The sequence below is a fragment of the Pedobacter psychroterrae genome (genome assembly GCF_004331695.1).
In the GTDB taxonomy this organism is placed as follows: Bacteria; Bacteroidota; Bacteroidia; order Sphingobacteriales; family Sphingobacteriaceae; genus Pedobacter; species Pedobacter psychroterrae.
The window spans coordinates 1,834,343-1,847,867 of sequence record NZ_SJSL01000001.1 but is presented as its reverse complement, the minus strand read 5'-3'; the positions used below and the strand labels follow the sequence as shown (position 1 = coordinate 1,847,867).

General features: G+C 39.4%; 13 protein-coding genes. 1 reads left to right on the top strand and 12 read right to left on the bottom strand.

Annotated elements, in window-relative coordinates; genetic code table 11:
• Window positions 1-7: 7 nt before the first annotated feature.
• Together EZ437_RS08160 and EZ437_RS08155 are read right to left on the bottom strand one after the other, a co-directional pair.
• On the bottom strand, window positions 8-460 hold the full coding sequence (locus tag EZ437_RS08160; RefSeq protein ID WP_131594966.1) for a deoxycytidylate deaminase: 453 nt from the start codon (window positions 458-460) through the stop codon (window positions 8-10).
• A gap of 59 nt (window positions 461-519) precedes the next feature.
• Complete coding sequence (locus EZ437_RS08155) at window positions 520-2,133, bottom strand: MFS transporter (RefSeq protein ID WP_131594964.1); 1,614 nt, start codon at window positions 2,131-2,133, stop codon at window positions 520-522.
• A gap of 169 nt (window positions 2,134-2,302) precedes the next feature.
• On the opposite strand from EZ437_RS08155, the gene EZ437_RS08150 reads away from it, so the two are divergent.
• Complete coding sequence (locus tag EZ437_RS08150) at window positions 2,303-2,926, top strand: LysE family translocator (protein ID WP_131594962.1); 624 nt, start codon at window positions 2,303-2,305, stop codon at window positions 2,924-2,926.
• Between the two features lie 18 nt (window positions 2,927-2,944).
• On the opposite strand, the gene EZ437_RS08145 is transcribed toward EZ437_RS08150, so the two are convergent.
• The 10 genes from EZ437_RS08145 to EZ437_RS08100 form a co-directional block, all read right to left on the bottom strand.
• Window positions 2,945-4,846 carry an amidophosphoribosyltransferase gene (locus EZ437_RS08145; protein WP_131594960.1) on the bottom strand — a complete coding sequence of 634 codons (1,902 nt, stop codon included), beginning with the start codon at window positions 4,844-4,846 and terminating at the stop codon, window positions 2,945-2,947.
• A gap of 101 nt (window positions 4,847-4,947) precedes the next feature.
• Window positions 4,948-5,781 carry a glutamate racemase gene (gene murI, locus EZ437_RS08140; protein ID WP_131594958.1) on the bottom strand — a complete coding sequence of 278 codons (834 nt, stop codon included), beginning with the start codon at window positions 5,779-5,781 and terminating at the stop codon, window positions 4,948-4,950.
• Window positions 5,782-5,841: 60 nt separating this feature from the next.
• Entirely contained in the window at window positions 5,842-6,402 is a 561-nt protein-coding gene (locus tag EZ437_RS08135; RefSeq protein ID WP_131594956.1) for an OmpH family outer membrane protein, read from the bottom strand.
• A gap of 47 nt (window positions 6,403-6,449) precedes the next feature.
• Complete coding sequence (locus EZ437_RS08130; RefSeq protein ID WP_131594954.1) at window positions 6,450-6,980, bottom strand: OmpH family outer membrane protein; 531 nt, start codon at window positions 6,978-6,980, stop codon at window positions 6,450-6,452.
• Between the two features lie 11 nt (window positions 6,981-6,991).
• Window positions 6,992-9,535, bottom strand: a complete 2,544-nt coding sequence (bamA, locus tag EZ437_RS08125; RefSeq protein ID WP_225869525.1) for an outer membrane protein assembly factor BamA — start codon at window positions 9,533-9,535, stop codon at window positions 6,992-6,994.
• A gap of 63 nt (window positions 9,536-9,598) precedes the next feature.
• On the bottom strand, window positions 9,599-10,339 hold the full coding sequence (locus EZ437_RS08120) for an isoprenyl transferase (protein ID WP_131594952.1): 741 nt from the start codon (window positions 10,337-10,339) through the stop codon (window positions 9,599-9,601).
• 19 nt (window positions 10,340-10,358) lie between these two features.
• A complete protein-coding gene (gene porG / locus EZ437_RS08115) occupies window positions 10,359-11,156 on the bottom strand; it encodes a type IX secretion system protein PorG (protein WP_131594950.1) in 798 nt (265 codons plus the stop codon).
• A gap of 1 nt (window position 11,157) precedes the next feature.
• Complete coding sequence (locus tag EZ437_RS08110; RefSeq protein ID WP_131594948.1) at window positions 11,158-12,039, bottom strand: NAD kinase; 882 nt, start codon at window positions 12,037-12,039, stop codon at window positions 11,158-11,160.
• Window positions 12,040-12,702, bottom strand: a complete 663-nt coding sequence (locus tag EZ437_RS08105; protein ID WP_131594946.1) for a CBS domain-containing protein — start codon at window positions 12,700-12,702, stop codon at window positions 12,040-12,042. It abuts the gene before it with no gap.
• Entirely contained in the window at window positions 12,702-13,466 is a 765-nt protein-coding gene (locus EZ437_RS08100; RefSeq protein WP_131594944.1) for an alpha/beta fold hydrolase, read from the bottom strand. Before EZ437_RS08100 ends, EZ437_RS08105 begins: the two co-directional genes overlap by 1 nt.
• Window positions 13,467-13,525 lie beyond the last annotated feature (59 nt).

Genomic DNA, 13,525 nt, shown 5'->3' with positions numbered 1-13,525 from the left:
GCCAAAGTTAAGAAAATTTAATTACCTCCACACCGAACCTTCTTAAAAAATCAACACCTTCATCACTTGGCAATCCTTTGTATGCTGCATAGGAATCTTTGAAGTAAACTACTTTGATCCCCGAAGACAGAATTAAACGTGCACACGCAATACATGGAGAAAGCGTAGTATACAACGTTGAGCCTGCTATTTTGGACCCATTTTTCACTGCATACAAGATCGCATTCTCTTCAGCATGCAAAGCCAGCGAACAACTGCCTTTTGAATCCCGGGCGCAGCCTGTATCCGGCCATTCCTCATCACAGTTGTGCGTAGCGGCGGGCGGACCATTGTATCCGATAGAAATAATCCGCGTATCTTTTGCTAAAACAGCCCCAACATGGGCACGTACACAATGTGAACGGCTGGCCAGATCAGTAGCCAAATTCATGAATATATGATTGAAACTTGGTTTGCTCATATTTTATAAATAAAAAGCTGCCCGTCAGCATTGACAGACAGCTTTTAAATGATGTGTGATTAATGGCCGCCTTCTGCGGATATTTCTTCTATGTTTATCCCTTGTTTTTTCAATTCATTACTTACTTTCCAGGCAAAGAAAACAAGATAAGCAAAGCCAATTACAGGAACAATATAAGAATTATGAATCCCAAAGCTGCTATCTGCCAACTCACCTTGGATTGGTGGAATAATTGCACCGCCCAAAATCATCATGATCAAAAATGAAGAACCTTGACTGGTATATTTTCCTAATCCGGTGATAGACAGGGCAAAAATTGATGGCCACATAATAGAGCAGCATAATCCGCCGCTTACAAAAGCAAAGATAGCGACGTGTCCGGTTGTGAATAAGCCAACCAGCATAGCTAAAGCGCCTAAAGTACCAAACACAGCCAGTGTCTTTGCTGGCTTTTCCTGTCCGATATAAAATGCTGCAATCATAACTACAATACAGATACCGTAAGCGTATAGGTTGCCCACATCTGTACCGGTAGCATGGTTTACCAACAAAATCACACCAAAAGCCACAAAAGGAACAATCACAGTCAATATATTACGTGTGCTTTTAGTTAAGTTAAATGCACTGATAGCACCCGTCCATCGGCCGATCATCATACTTCCCCAGTATAGAGAGATATAAGGCTTAATGTCAGCATTTGTTAAACTTCCAAATTCCGGCAGATTTAACAATGATCCAAGGTTACTTTGTATGGTCACTTCAGTTCCAACATACATAAAAATAGCCAGCATACCCAAAATCAACTGGGGATATTGCATAGCGCCCCATTTGGCTGAATTAGTATCCTTTTTGGCCAGATACCCATACATTAAAGCGCCAAGAATAATAACAAGGGATGAATAAACGAGTGCCGATGCACTGATCCCTGTCATATTCGCAATTGGTCCGGCAGCAGCGACCATTAAAAATCCTAAGATCATGACTACAAGAGGACCAGTAGGTTTAGGGCTGCTTTCTACAGTTTCATTACTGGTTACATCAGGAAGCTTTGAAAAAGCATAAAATATAGCTACAGCCAGGAAAAGACCAGCTAAAATATAATAAAGATTATTAATGGACGAAATCTCTACTGTTTTTGCGACAGCATCATTTGCGGTACCAAATAACACCACACTTACAATTACAGGGCCCATTAGGCCACCAAGGTTATTGATCCCGCCTGCCAGGTTTAAACGGTGTGCCCCGCCTTCAGGATTACCCAAAGCTACTACAAAAGGATTAGCAGCAGTCTGTTGAAGGGAGAAACCAAGAGCAATCACAAAAAAGGTGATAAGAATAAAAATAAATGATCCTGACTGTACCGCTGGAATCATCAGTAAAGCACCTCCGGCAGAAATTACCAAACCGGCAATAATACCATTCTTATACCCCATTTTATTTAAAATATCCACTTTACTGGCCTGCGAAGCAAAGTACAGAATGAGTGATCCGATAAAATATCCCCCATAAAAAGTAAAGTCAATTAATTGTGACTCAAACTGGGTTAAATTGAAATGAGTTTTACAAAATGGAATAAATATCCCATTTGATGCTGCCACAAAGCCCCAGAAGAAGAACACAGTAATAATTGTGTACAACGCGGTACCGTAATTTTTTTGCGATTGTTTTTCCATATTTTTGGTTAATATAAATTTAGTGTGCTAAACATAAATAAAAAAAACTGTAAGCGAAAGTGTAATATCTATACAGCGTTAGAGTTATGTATATGCAATGAAACTATTGGGAAATACTGTTGTTTTATGTTTAAAATTGCATATTAGCGTTTTATATAGGTTTAGCTGAATGTTTGAAGCAATACTACAAGGGATAGGCGCAGGGATATTATTTTCTTTTTTAACAGGCCCTGTGTTCTTTTCGATGATAAAAACAAGTATAGAAAAAGGCTTCAAGGCCGGGTTTTCTTTAGCTATTGGCGTAGTGTTCAGTGATATAATATTCATTGTGTTAACCCTGTTCAGCTCACAATTTGTAGATTATAACGCTGAATACAATCAATACATTAGCATAATTGGCGGACTCTTTTTATTTGGGATAGGTCTTTATTATATTTTTAATAAAGTCAAGGTGAACTATGATATTTCCGAAACTTTAAAAATCAGAAAACGCGGCTACGTCTTAAAGGGCTTCCTTATGTGTCTTTTATCACCCTCAACACTAATGTTTTGGATCATGGTCGGAGGGATCATATCGGTACAGCTTCATTATAACATGTCAGAAAAAATCGTATTTTTTATGATTGCAATGGCAACTCAGGTATCAGTTGACTGTCTCAAGACCTATTATGCCGCCAAACTACGGTATAGGATTAAGGAAAAAAGCATACAAAACTTAAATAAAATAGCTGGGGTAGTCATCCTGATATTCGCCATCAGACTCTTTATAGAAGTGATTATCAAGAATTACTAATAAAACAGCTGCGTATTTTTAATAGGCTCTTTGATTATTTCCTTCTTTCCAGTTTACAAAAGCTTTATTTACCACTTTGTTTCCTCCGGGTGTAGGATAGTTTCCTGAAAAATACCAATCACCCCTATGATTGGGACATGCTACATGAAGATTATCCAAAGTCTGATAAATTACCTCAACCTCTGCATTGATATTTTCAGGTGTAATAATTTTTGTAATCTGAGCTGAAATCTCTTCTTGCTTAAATGGCCTGTAAATGTCCTTAACGTGATTTACAATTTGCTCTTTTGGCAAAAGTAATGAGGCTTTACACTTTTGGTACACCTCTTCTATGATCTGTTCCATCCCTCTGGCTTTCAGCAATTGTATAGCCGCTTCAAATGCTACAAACTGGCCCATTTTAGACATATCTATACCATAGCAGTCCGGATAGCGGATCTGAGGTGCAGAAGAAACAATGATGATCTTCTTTGGGTGTAACCGGTCTATAATTTTTATAATACTCTGTTTAAGCGTTGTCCCTCTTACAATCGAATCGTCTACAGCAACCAGCGTATCAGTATGGTTTTTGATCACACCATAAGTAGTATCATAAACATGCGCTACCATATCCTGTCTGTCAGCATCCTGGGTAATGAAAGTTCGCAGCTTCACATCCTTTATTGCCAGCTTCTCAACTCTCGGGTTCATTGATAATAATTCTTCCAGCTGATCGTCGTTTAGCAAATCCTTACGGTGTAACAACGTATCTTTCTGCACCTGCCTGATATAGCTGTGCAATCCTTCTACCATTCCATAAAAGGAAACCTCGGCGGTATTAGGTATAAATGAAAATACCGTATTCTTTAGATCGGCATTTACTGCATTCAATATTTGCTTGCATAGTAACGCCCCCAGATGCTTTCTTTCCCTATATATCTCTGCATCACTCCCTCTTGAAAAGTAAATGCGTTCAAAAGAACAGGCTCTCTTTTCTTCTGGCTCTCTAAAGATCTCCTGTGTTACTGTGCCATCTTTTTTAACGATCAGGGCATGTCCAGGTTCAATTTCTTTAACATCTCTGAATGCGATGTTGAAGGCCGTCTGTATGGCAGGTCTTTCAGACGCTGCTACAACAATCTCATCATCCTGATAGTAAAAAGCGGGACGTATCCCTGAAGGATCGCGCAGTATGAACGCATCACCATTACCCACAATACCTGATATCGCATAACCGCCATCCCAATTCTTCGCCGAACGTCTCAATATTTTAGCAATATCCAGATTTTCTGAAATCTTATGTGTGATCTCTACGTTGTCCAGTCCTTCTTTCTTATACTCGTCAAATAGCTCCTGGTTTTCATCGTCAAGAAAATGGCCGATTTTCTCTAAAACAGTCACCGTATCAGCCTGCTCTTTCGGATGCTGACCAAGCTCGTACAACTGTTCAAGCAGCTCATCAACATTGGTCATGTTAAAATTACCTGCAATCACAAGATTACGGGTCATCCAGTTATTCTGACGTAAAAACGGATGACAATTTTCGATGCTATTTTTGCCATGTGTACCATAGCGTAAATGACCTAATAAAACCTCACCGATAAAACTAACATTAGATTTTAGCCATTCCGCATCCAGCATCAATTCAGGAGTTTCATTCTGTATGTCTACAAATTTGTGTTGAACATACCCAAATATATCTGCCACTGCATTTTGTGCCATTGACCGGTATCTACTGATATATCTGTGACCTGGCTTTACATCGAGCTTAATGGTTGCAATACCAGCTCCATCCTGGCCCCTGTTATGCTGCTTTTCCATTAAAAGGTAAAGCTTATTCAATCCATAAAGTGCAGTTCCGTATTTTTGCTGGTAATAAGAGAGCGGTTTTAAAAGACGGATAAAGGCTATTCCACATTCATGTTTTATCGAATCACTCATTGGGCTTCTAATTTGAGCCGCAAATTTAGAGTTAATAATAGTCAGAACCTAGAAAGAAATATAATCATTTCATTGAGATTATAATTGAAGCAATTTTAAGCCTATACGATGCCCGTACGAACAGTTGATGAACAAATCTGTGCGCCAAAAAAAACCGAAGCCTGCCTATCAAATGTAGCGATGTCTCCCGATGTAAAAAACTGCCGCTTCCCTTCCCTGGCCAGCAGCGTTTCAATCTCCGGGTGATTTTCCAGGTAAAGCGCCAGGCTATTGGCTACGATCTCACCTTGACCCAGAACAGTAACATCATCCGGCAGAAAAGATTTTATCTTATCCATCAGTAGTGGATAATGGGTGCAGGCAAGCAACAGACAATCAATATTTAGGTTCCTGCCAAACAATTCGCCAATATACTTTTCTACAAAATAATCTGCACCGGGGTTAACATGCTCATTATTTTCAACCAACGGTACCCACATTGGGCAGCTTTGCTGCAAAACATTAATTTCAGGAAAGAATTTATTGATTTCGATTAGATAAGATTCAGAATTTACAGTGCCCCTTGTCCCCATCACGCCAACGACCTTAGAAGTAGTAAATGCTCCAATTATTTCCGCTGTTGGACGAATGACACCCAAAACCCGGTGATGCGGATATTTGAAAGGCAAGATCTTTTGCTGTATTGACCTCAGTGCTTTGGCAGAGGCCGTATTACAGGCGAGAATAACCAATGGGCATCCCTGGGCAAACAGCCATTCCACACATTCCAATGTATACTGATAAACGGTTTCATAAGAATGATCTCCATAGGGAGATCTGGCGTTATCCCCAAGATATATATAATTATACGCCGGCAGTTTTTCGGCAATGGACTTAAAGACTGTCAGGCCGCCATAACCGGAATCAAAGATACCTATAGAATAATTTGTACTCATAGCAAAAAAAACGGGACCAGGTTCTGTCACCTAATCCCGCAATTTAAGTAAAATTTCTAATTACTTTTTTGGTGCGGCTGCAGCAGTTGCAGCAATACCCAGTTTAGTTTTAACTAAAGCAGTGATATCTTCGCCACCATCCCAATAAACAAGTGCCTGGTTAGCTGTATCAAAAACATAAGCATAACCTTTTTCCTTTGAAACAGCTTTTATAGCTGCATCTGCCTTTATTTGGATCGGATTAAACAATTCCGCATTTTTCTGTTCAATTTCTTGCTGAGCTTTTGCTTTTGCATCTCCGATACGTTTTTCAAGATCCTGCAATGCAGCACCCATTGTTTGCAATTCTTTTCCAACTGCTTCTTTGTTGGCTTCACTTAAAGTTTTTTGTTTCGCTTCTGCAGCCTGAAGTGTTGTTTGATACTCAGTAATCATTTTTTCAATCTCAGCAGTCTTAGTCTTTTGCAGTGCTTCAAGCGTTGCTTTGGCAGTTTTAACTTCAGGCATAGCTTCTATGATCAATGCTGAGTTTAAATGCGCCATTTTTTGTTGTGCATTAGCGATGTTGGCAGTGAACAATAATAATCCTGCTACAAAAAATGCTTTCATTAACTTTCTCATCTCTATTTTTCTTAATAATTGTGTTTAAATTTATATATTTTCTCTTTCTATTTCAATATCGATCCCGGTTTGTATCCTAACCTGACAATGACGTCATTACTTACATCATAATTGCTGCTTGCATAAATCATCATAGTTGCCTCACTGCTCTTGTCAAAGATAAAATCAAAGAATTTAGCTTTCGCAATTTCAGCTATTGTCTTTGTTACTTTTGTCTGGATCGGCTCCAGTAATTTGGATCTGTTCTGAAATAGGTCCCCTTCAGGCCCGAATATTTTGCGCTGAAAATCTTTAGCCAGCTTTTCCTTCTCAATAATTTCATTTTCCCTCCGCTTGCGCATGTCTTCTGTCAGCAAGACCTGATCAGCCTGATAAGCTTTATACATCTTATCCAGATCAGTAAAATTATTATCTACCTGCTGTTGCCATTGCTCAGACAGTACATTCAACTGACTTAATGCAGACTTATATTCCGGCAGATGCTTAAGGATATATTCTGTATCAACATATGCAAATTTTTGAGCAAATGTTCCTAAACATGTAAACACCAGAAAGCAAATTAAAAAATACTTTTTCATAGGTCCTAAAATTAAAATCCTCCAAGTTGTTGGGCTATACTGAAATGGAACTGCCCTTTGTTTGCATCTGGTAATCCAGGAATTTTATCAAACCCATATCCATAATCAATCCCCAACAATCCGAATATCGGTAAAAATATCTTTGCACCCAAACCAACAGAGCGTCTTACGTTAAAAGGATTGAAATCCCCAAACTTATCCCAGGTATTACCTGCCTCACCAAAGGCTACCAAAAAGGCCGTAGCCTGCTGACTCGCAATTACCGGGTATCTAAGTTCCATTACGTATTTAGTAAAGATCGGACTACCTGAATTTTGAGCTATCGTAGGATTGGCCCCCACAGGGATCACCGTATTATTAGCATAACCCCGCATAGCGATCAACTCTGATCCCTGAAGGAAATCAAATCCCTGCATACCATCACCACCTAGTTTAAAGCGTTCAAATGCCGACTGTCCAACAGATGGGTTATAAGTTCCCAGGAATCCAAATTGTGCCTGGGCTTTTATGACGAACTTACCCACTAAGCGCTGGAACCACTGTGATTCAAATTTCCATTTATGGTACTCGGTAAATTTATAACGTTCCTTATCCGGAGCAGTAGCATAGTTCAAGTCATTGAACAAAGAGTAAGGTGGGGTAGCCTGAATAGTAAACCTAAAGTAAGATCCGTCAGTTGGGAATATCGGAGAGTTTCTTGAATCTCTGCTTAACTCCTGCGTTAAGTTAAAATTGTATGAAGTTCCTGAACTAAACAAATATCCGGGATAGTTATTCAAAATATACTGTTGCACGTTAATCGCATGACTCAGTTGGAAGTAGTTGTCCGGAAAGTTCAATCTTCTTCCCAAACTAACTGTAACACCATTCAGACGTATCTTTTGGAACTGTGAATTAGTGATACCTAAACCGTTTGATTGCAATGAAGTAAATGCACTCACCCCAAAGCTGATTGGCTTTCTGCCGCCTAACCATGGCTCAGAAAACGAAAAGCTATATGATTGATAATATTTACCGTTTGTTTGTCCGCGAAGGCTCAGTTTCTGTCCGTCGCCTTTTGGCAGTGGCTTATAAGCTTCCAGATTAAACAGGTTCCTCAATGAGAAATTGTTAAAAGTCAAGCCTAAAGTCCCAATGATATTACCACCTCCAAAACCACCGGACAATTCAATCTGATCAGAAGGTTTCTCTTCTACTATATAGCTAATATCAACAGTACCATCTACAGCATTCGGTTTCACATCCGGAACTGTTTTGGATTCATCAAAGTTCCCCAACTGTCCAATCTCACGAACTGTTCGTATCAATGATGCCTTAGAGAATTTTTCACCTGGTCTGGTACGCACATCGCGCAATACCACCCTGTCATTAGTGATCGTATTACCTTTTACAGAAATACGGTTATTCGTATATTGGGGGCCTTCGTAAATACGCATTTCCAGATCAACCGTATCTCCATGGATCCTGGTTTGCACCGGATCTACATTAAAAGTCAAATATCCGTCGTCCATATAAAGACTGGAAACATCATCTCCGCTCGCGCTGCCTCTTAATTTCTTTTCAAGTTTCTCCTCGCTAAATACTTCACCTGTTTCAATACCCAATACTCTTTCAAGATCTTTCGTAACGTACTTGGCATTTCCAGCCCAGGTGATTTCCCCAAAATAGTATTTAGGACCTTCATAAAGGTCTATATCTATGCTTACAGCTTTATCACTAAACTGATAAACAGTGTCTCTGAGGATGGCAGCATCACGATAACCCTTATCGTGCATCTTGGCTATTAGCGTGAGTTTATCCTCTTCGTATTTTTCCTTATTAAACTTACCCGAACCAAATACTTTATAAAAAGCCTGTTGTTTGGTTTTCTTCAGGTACTTCCTCAGTGTCGCTGCAGAAAAGTTTTTGTTTCCGGTAAAATTGATCTGATTTATTTTTACCTTCCGCCCTTTATCAATCATTACTTTCAATACCATTCCGTTCTCCATGTTGGAATCAGGAACTGCTTCATAGTTTACTGTGGTAAAAAAATAGCCCTTTTCTAGCAAAAACCGTTTTATGGTGTTTGTTGTAGAGCTGTACAGATTATCATTGATCACAGACTTGGCCGTTTTTTCGTTCAGCTTTTCCATGATGTCCTTTTCTTGTGATTTGCTAACACCATTGAGATCAAACGAGGCTAACCTGGGGCGCTCCACTACTTCGATATCAAAGTAAACTGTATCCTCTTCAATCTTTACAATATCCAGCTTTACATCATCAAACAGACCTTGTGCCCATAATATTTTTATAGCATTAGCAGTGGATTCACCAGGAAGTATTATCCGCTCACCTTGCGTCAGTTTGGATAGCCTGATGATCACATCTTTGTCTATATACTTGGTACCGGTTAAGGTAGTACCACCAATTATGTACTCTTTAGGATTAAAATAATCCAGGTCCAGACCATTAACCTTTAAGGTAGGCGGAGTAACGCTGGACTGAGGACGGGTGATCTGTGCCATTGTTGGTAAGCCAATCAATAACAATAATATGAGTTGATATATTCTTTTCATTTACAATCTAAAAATCGATGCTAAGTTAATTTAAACACATGTTAAAAAGTGTTAAAAGTAAAATTAGTTCAATTGTTCACTAATTTTACCAAAGCGGCGTTCGCGTTTCTGGTAGTCTACAATCGCTTCAAAAAGGTCTTCCTTTCTGAAGTCCGGCCAGAGGATATCAGTAAAATAAAGCTCGGAATAGGCCATTTGCCACAGCAAGAAATTACTAATCCGATGCTCTCCACTGGTTCTGATCATTAATTCAGGATCAGGGATATTCAATGTTGTCAATTGCGCTGAGAAACTTGCTTCATTGATACCTTCAATAGCTAGTTTCTCGTCTTTGACGAGTTGTGCCATTTTTTTCACCGCTTCAATAATTTCCCATTTGGCACTATAACTTAGGGCCAGTGTCAGCGTACAATGTGTATTATTGGCAGTTTTTTCCATTGCACTATTTAAATCATCTATACATTTTTGAGGGAGAGAAGCAATATCCCCTATCGCATTAAGCCGGATATTATTTTTGTTAAGCGTTTCAGTTTCATTATTAATTGTTGCCACTAATAATTCCATCAATGCATTCACTTCATCAGCCGGCCTGTTCCAATTTTCTGTTGAAAACGCATACAGCGTAAGGTATTTAATACCTATTTCTACACAACCCTCTACGATATCTTTTACTGATACCACGCCGCTCTCATGTCCAAAATTCCTGAACTTGCCCTGATTCTGTGCCCATCTTCCATTGCCGTCCATAATAACAGCAATATGTTCAGGTAAGCGTGTTAAGTCAATTTGTTCTTTAAATCCCATTGATTTTTTGCAAATATGCCTAAAATGTATAACATTTTTGGGACACAAAGGTATAAGATATGCCAATACCTACAAACATATATGTATCTCTTTTTCTAAAATCGCCCCGTTGGGTGCCAGCAGCCCCTATTAATGCATTAGAAGGATCAGAAAGAAATTCACTTTCCTGTGCCCTGTCCCTACCATCCCAGCTTCCCGGCCCCGGATACCTCAGGCTCACATCATCCAGGTAGTCAGTGTTTGTTATCCTGTATCCTATCTGCGTCATCAATCCCCAGCTTTCTTTCAGTCTAAATTTCATGCCGGCCCCGTAAGGTACTGTTATCGTATAGTTTTTATATGCCTTAGTCTGACCCTCAGTGGCATAAAATCTCAGATCATAGTCATTCCCATTATACGTAGCTGTAGGGTTAAATAGAATCCCCCCGATTCCGGTATAAATGTAAGGGGTAAATTTCTTAGCGCCCCCCCCCGCAAAATATTCCAGAAAATTAAAATCAAGCTGCAATGTCAGCTCGTTTACCGGTGTATGAAAATTCAAATTTCTGGCTTTAAAATGTCCGTTATCAGACACTGCATCATCTGCCTTAATCTTACCGTAATTGTAATGAAGCCCAAGCGCCCAATAAGGGTCCAGATTCATTTTAACAAATGCCCCTGCATTGATCCCGCTTATCTTTGCCGGACTATTTTGGTTCAGATCCCCCAGATAACCAGCACCACCGCCCATCAGCCCCACTTCAAGCGTCTGTGCTTTAAGACCGAGGCCAGATAGAAAAAGTGCAAGAAAACAAAACAGATTCTGTGTGTACCGCATGCTAATAATTACGCGTATCAATGCCCCAAAGCAACTTATTTCTCAATGTTGTTAAATAACTTTCATTGTTAAGCCTGATCAAATTTACATGAAATCCAGCTTTGTTCAATGTTATTTTTACAGATTTGTCTACAGTTTCCGTTCTTGAATCGCAGGAAACCAAAAATTTGGAACTTCTCGCTTCTATTTCAAACGTCAGCGATACATTGTCGGGTATGATAAAAGGCCTTACATTTAGATTGTGCGGAGCAATTGGCGTAATCACAAAATTCTCCGAACTGGGATAGATAATCGGGCCGCCGCAACTCAAAGAATAGGCCGTAGACCCTGTCGGTGTTGCAATGATCAGCCCATCAGCCCAATAAGAATTTACAAATTCATCATTCATATACGCATGGATGATCATCATCGCAGAGTTGTCTCTTCTATGAATGGTTATATCATTCAGGGCAAAATTCTCATCGCCAAACAAGCTGTGTTTAGAGGCGATACTAAGTAACGTTCTTTTATCTAAAGAATATTCCTTGTTTTGCAATGCTTCGATCGCCTTTTTGATCTCCCCCTTATTGATACTCGCCAAAAATCCAAGACGGCCAAAATTGATTCCTATTACCGGAATACCTGAATCGCGAATTAAGGATAAAGTATCCAGCAATGTACCATCTCCTCCCAAACTTACCAGCACATCAGTTTGTCCCAAAAGTTCGCCATGGCCATTAAAAATCCGGATATCCGAGGGCAATTTTATTTTATCTTTTATAAAATCGAAATATTTTTGATAGACGAGCACCGGAGTCTTGTAAGATTCCAGCACATCAAATACTTCCTGCACAAATGGCAATACACTGTCATTAAATTCTCTTCCGTAAATTGCAATCCTCATCTATACATTTAAATAATTCATAAAAGAATTATATCTGTCTTCCGTACCATCATCTGATACCGTACCATTAAAAACGGCCTTGACCTGGTAATTATACCGTTCAAAAGACGCAACAATTCCCGAAAGCTCAGTCTTATTGATTTTTAAGGTAATTTCCAGTTTGGTAGAGTCCGGAAAAGACTGGACATAGGAAGAAAGTATCTGCGCATTATCTGCCTCTACAATCTGGGCCATATGCGCCAATGAATTATTTCTGTTACTGATCTCCAGGACGATTACTCCCCCATATTCTTTAACAGCATAAATATCGGCTATATGTTCCAATACACTATGGATCGAGATCAGCCCCAGGTAGTTTTTCTTGTAATCCAGTACCGGCACTACAGATAAATGCAATTGATTAAACAGCCTTATTACGTCATATATATGGGCATCTTCATACACAAACGGGTTCAGGAGTGTTAGTTGCAGACCACCGATCTGCTCTTCACCATCCCTGATTTCTATCAGTTCATCCTCTGCCAGCAATCCTAAAAACTGCTCTTCGTTAACAATAGGCAAATGATACAATTTGAACTCAGTCATCCTGTCCAACGATTTCTGTACTGTATCAGAAGTCTTTAGCGGGGGGATCGAATTTGATATGAGTTCAGCTGCCAGCATTATTTTAATAAGATTCTGTTCAAAAATTTCTCCAGATAAGTGTTAAAATCTTCAGGACGTTCCATCATTGGGGCATGTCCGCATAAATCTACCCAATTCAGTTCTGAATTTGGCAACAATTCATGAAATTCTTGTGCTACTTCCGGTGGTGTTACCTTATCCTGTTTACCCCATATCAGCGACACAGGTATCGTAATTCTTACCAGGTCTTTTGACATGTTATGCCTTATCGCAGATTTTGCAAGTGCAAGGATCCTGATCACCCTCGACCGTTCATTTACCGTTTTAAAAACCTCGTCAACCAATTCTTTGGTAGCAGTGGCCGGATCGTAAAAAGTAAATGCCACTTTCTCACGTATATAATCATAACTCTCACGCCTTGGGAACGAGCCTCCAAATGCATTTTCATACAGGCCCGAACTTCCTGTCAGTACAAGCGCTTTTACATATTCCTGATGGGCTATGGTAAATACAAGACCTATATGCCCGCCAAGGGAATTTCCTATTAAAACAACCTGATTAAGTTTTTTAAACTTGATAAACCTATGCACAAATTTAGAGAGGCTTTTCACTCCCAGTGTAAGAATTGGAAGTTCATAAATCGGCAGTATAGGAACCAATATATGGTATTGGTCTTTAAAATGGTCAATCACTGCTTCCCAGTTGCTCAGTTCTCCCATCAAACCATGAAGTAATACCAGGGTCTCACCTTTACCGGCTTCTATGTATCTAAACCCATCTTCTTCTATTACTTCGTATTTCATATGAATATGTGTATAAAGGTATTGCTACTAAGTTAGTAGACTAAATTTAATTTAAGGTA

Coding starts and splice junctions, on each gene's coding strand:
- EZ437_RS08145 (WP_131594960.1), bottom strand. CDS start 4,846: ATGAGTGATTCGATAAAACATGAATGTGGAATAGCCTTTATCCGTCTT.
- EZ437_RS08135 (WP_131594956.1), bottom strand. CDS start 6,402: ATGAGAAAGTTAATGAAAGCATTTTTTGTAGCAGGATTATTATTGTTC.
- EZ437_RS08160 (WP_131594966.1), bottom strand. CDS start 460: ATGAGCAAACCAAGTTTCAATCATATATTCATGAATTTGGCTACTGAT.
- EZ437_RS08130 (WP_131594954.1), bottom strand. CDS start 6,980: ATGAAAAAGTATTTTTTAATTTGCTTTCTGGTGTTTACATGTTTAGGA.
- EZ437_RS08105 (WP_131594946.1), bottom strand. CDS start 12,702: ATGCTGGCAGCTGAACTCATATCAAATTCGATCCCCCCGCTAAAGACT.
- murI (WP_131594958.1), bottom strand. CDS start 5,781: ATGAGTACAAATTATTCTATAGGTATCTTTGATTCCGGTTATGGCGGC.
- bamA (WP_225869525.1), bottom strand. CDS start 9,535: ATGAAAAGAATATATCAACTCATATTATTGTTATTGATTGGCTTACCA.
- EZ437_RS08155 (WP_131594964.1), bottom strand. CDS start 2,133: ATGGAAAAACAATCGCAAAAAAATTACGGTACCGCGTTGTACACAATT.
- porG (WP_131594950.1), bottom strand. CDS start 11,156: ATGCGGTACACACAGAATCTGTTTTGTTTTCTTGCACTTTTTCTATCT.
- EZ437_RS08110 (WP_131594948.1), bottom strand. CDS start 12,039: ATGAGGATTGCAATTTACGGAAGAGAATTTAATGACAGTGTATTGCCA.
- EZ437_RS08150 (WP_131594962.1), top strand. CDS start 2,303: ATGTTTGAAGCAATACTACAAGGGATAGGCGCAGGGATATTATTTTCT.
- EZ437_RS08100 (WP_131594944.1), bottom strand. CDS start 13,466: ATGAAATACGAAGTAATAGAAGAAGATGGGTTTAGATACATAGAAGCC.
- EZ437_RS08120 (WP_131594952.1), bottom strand. CDS start 10,339: ATGGGATTTAAAGAACAAATTGACTTAACACGCTTACCTGAACATATT.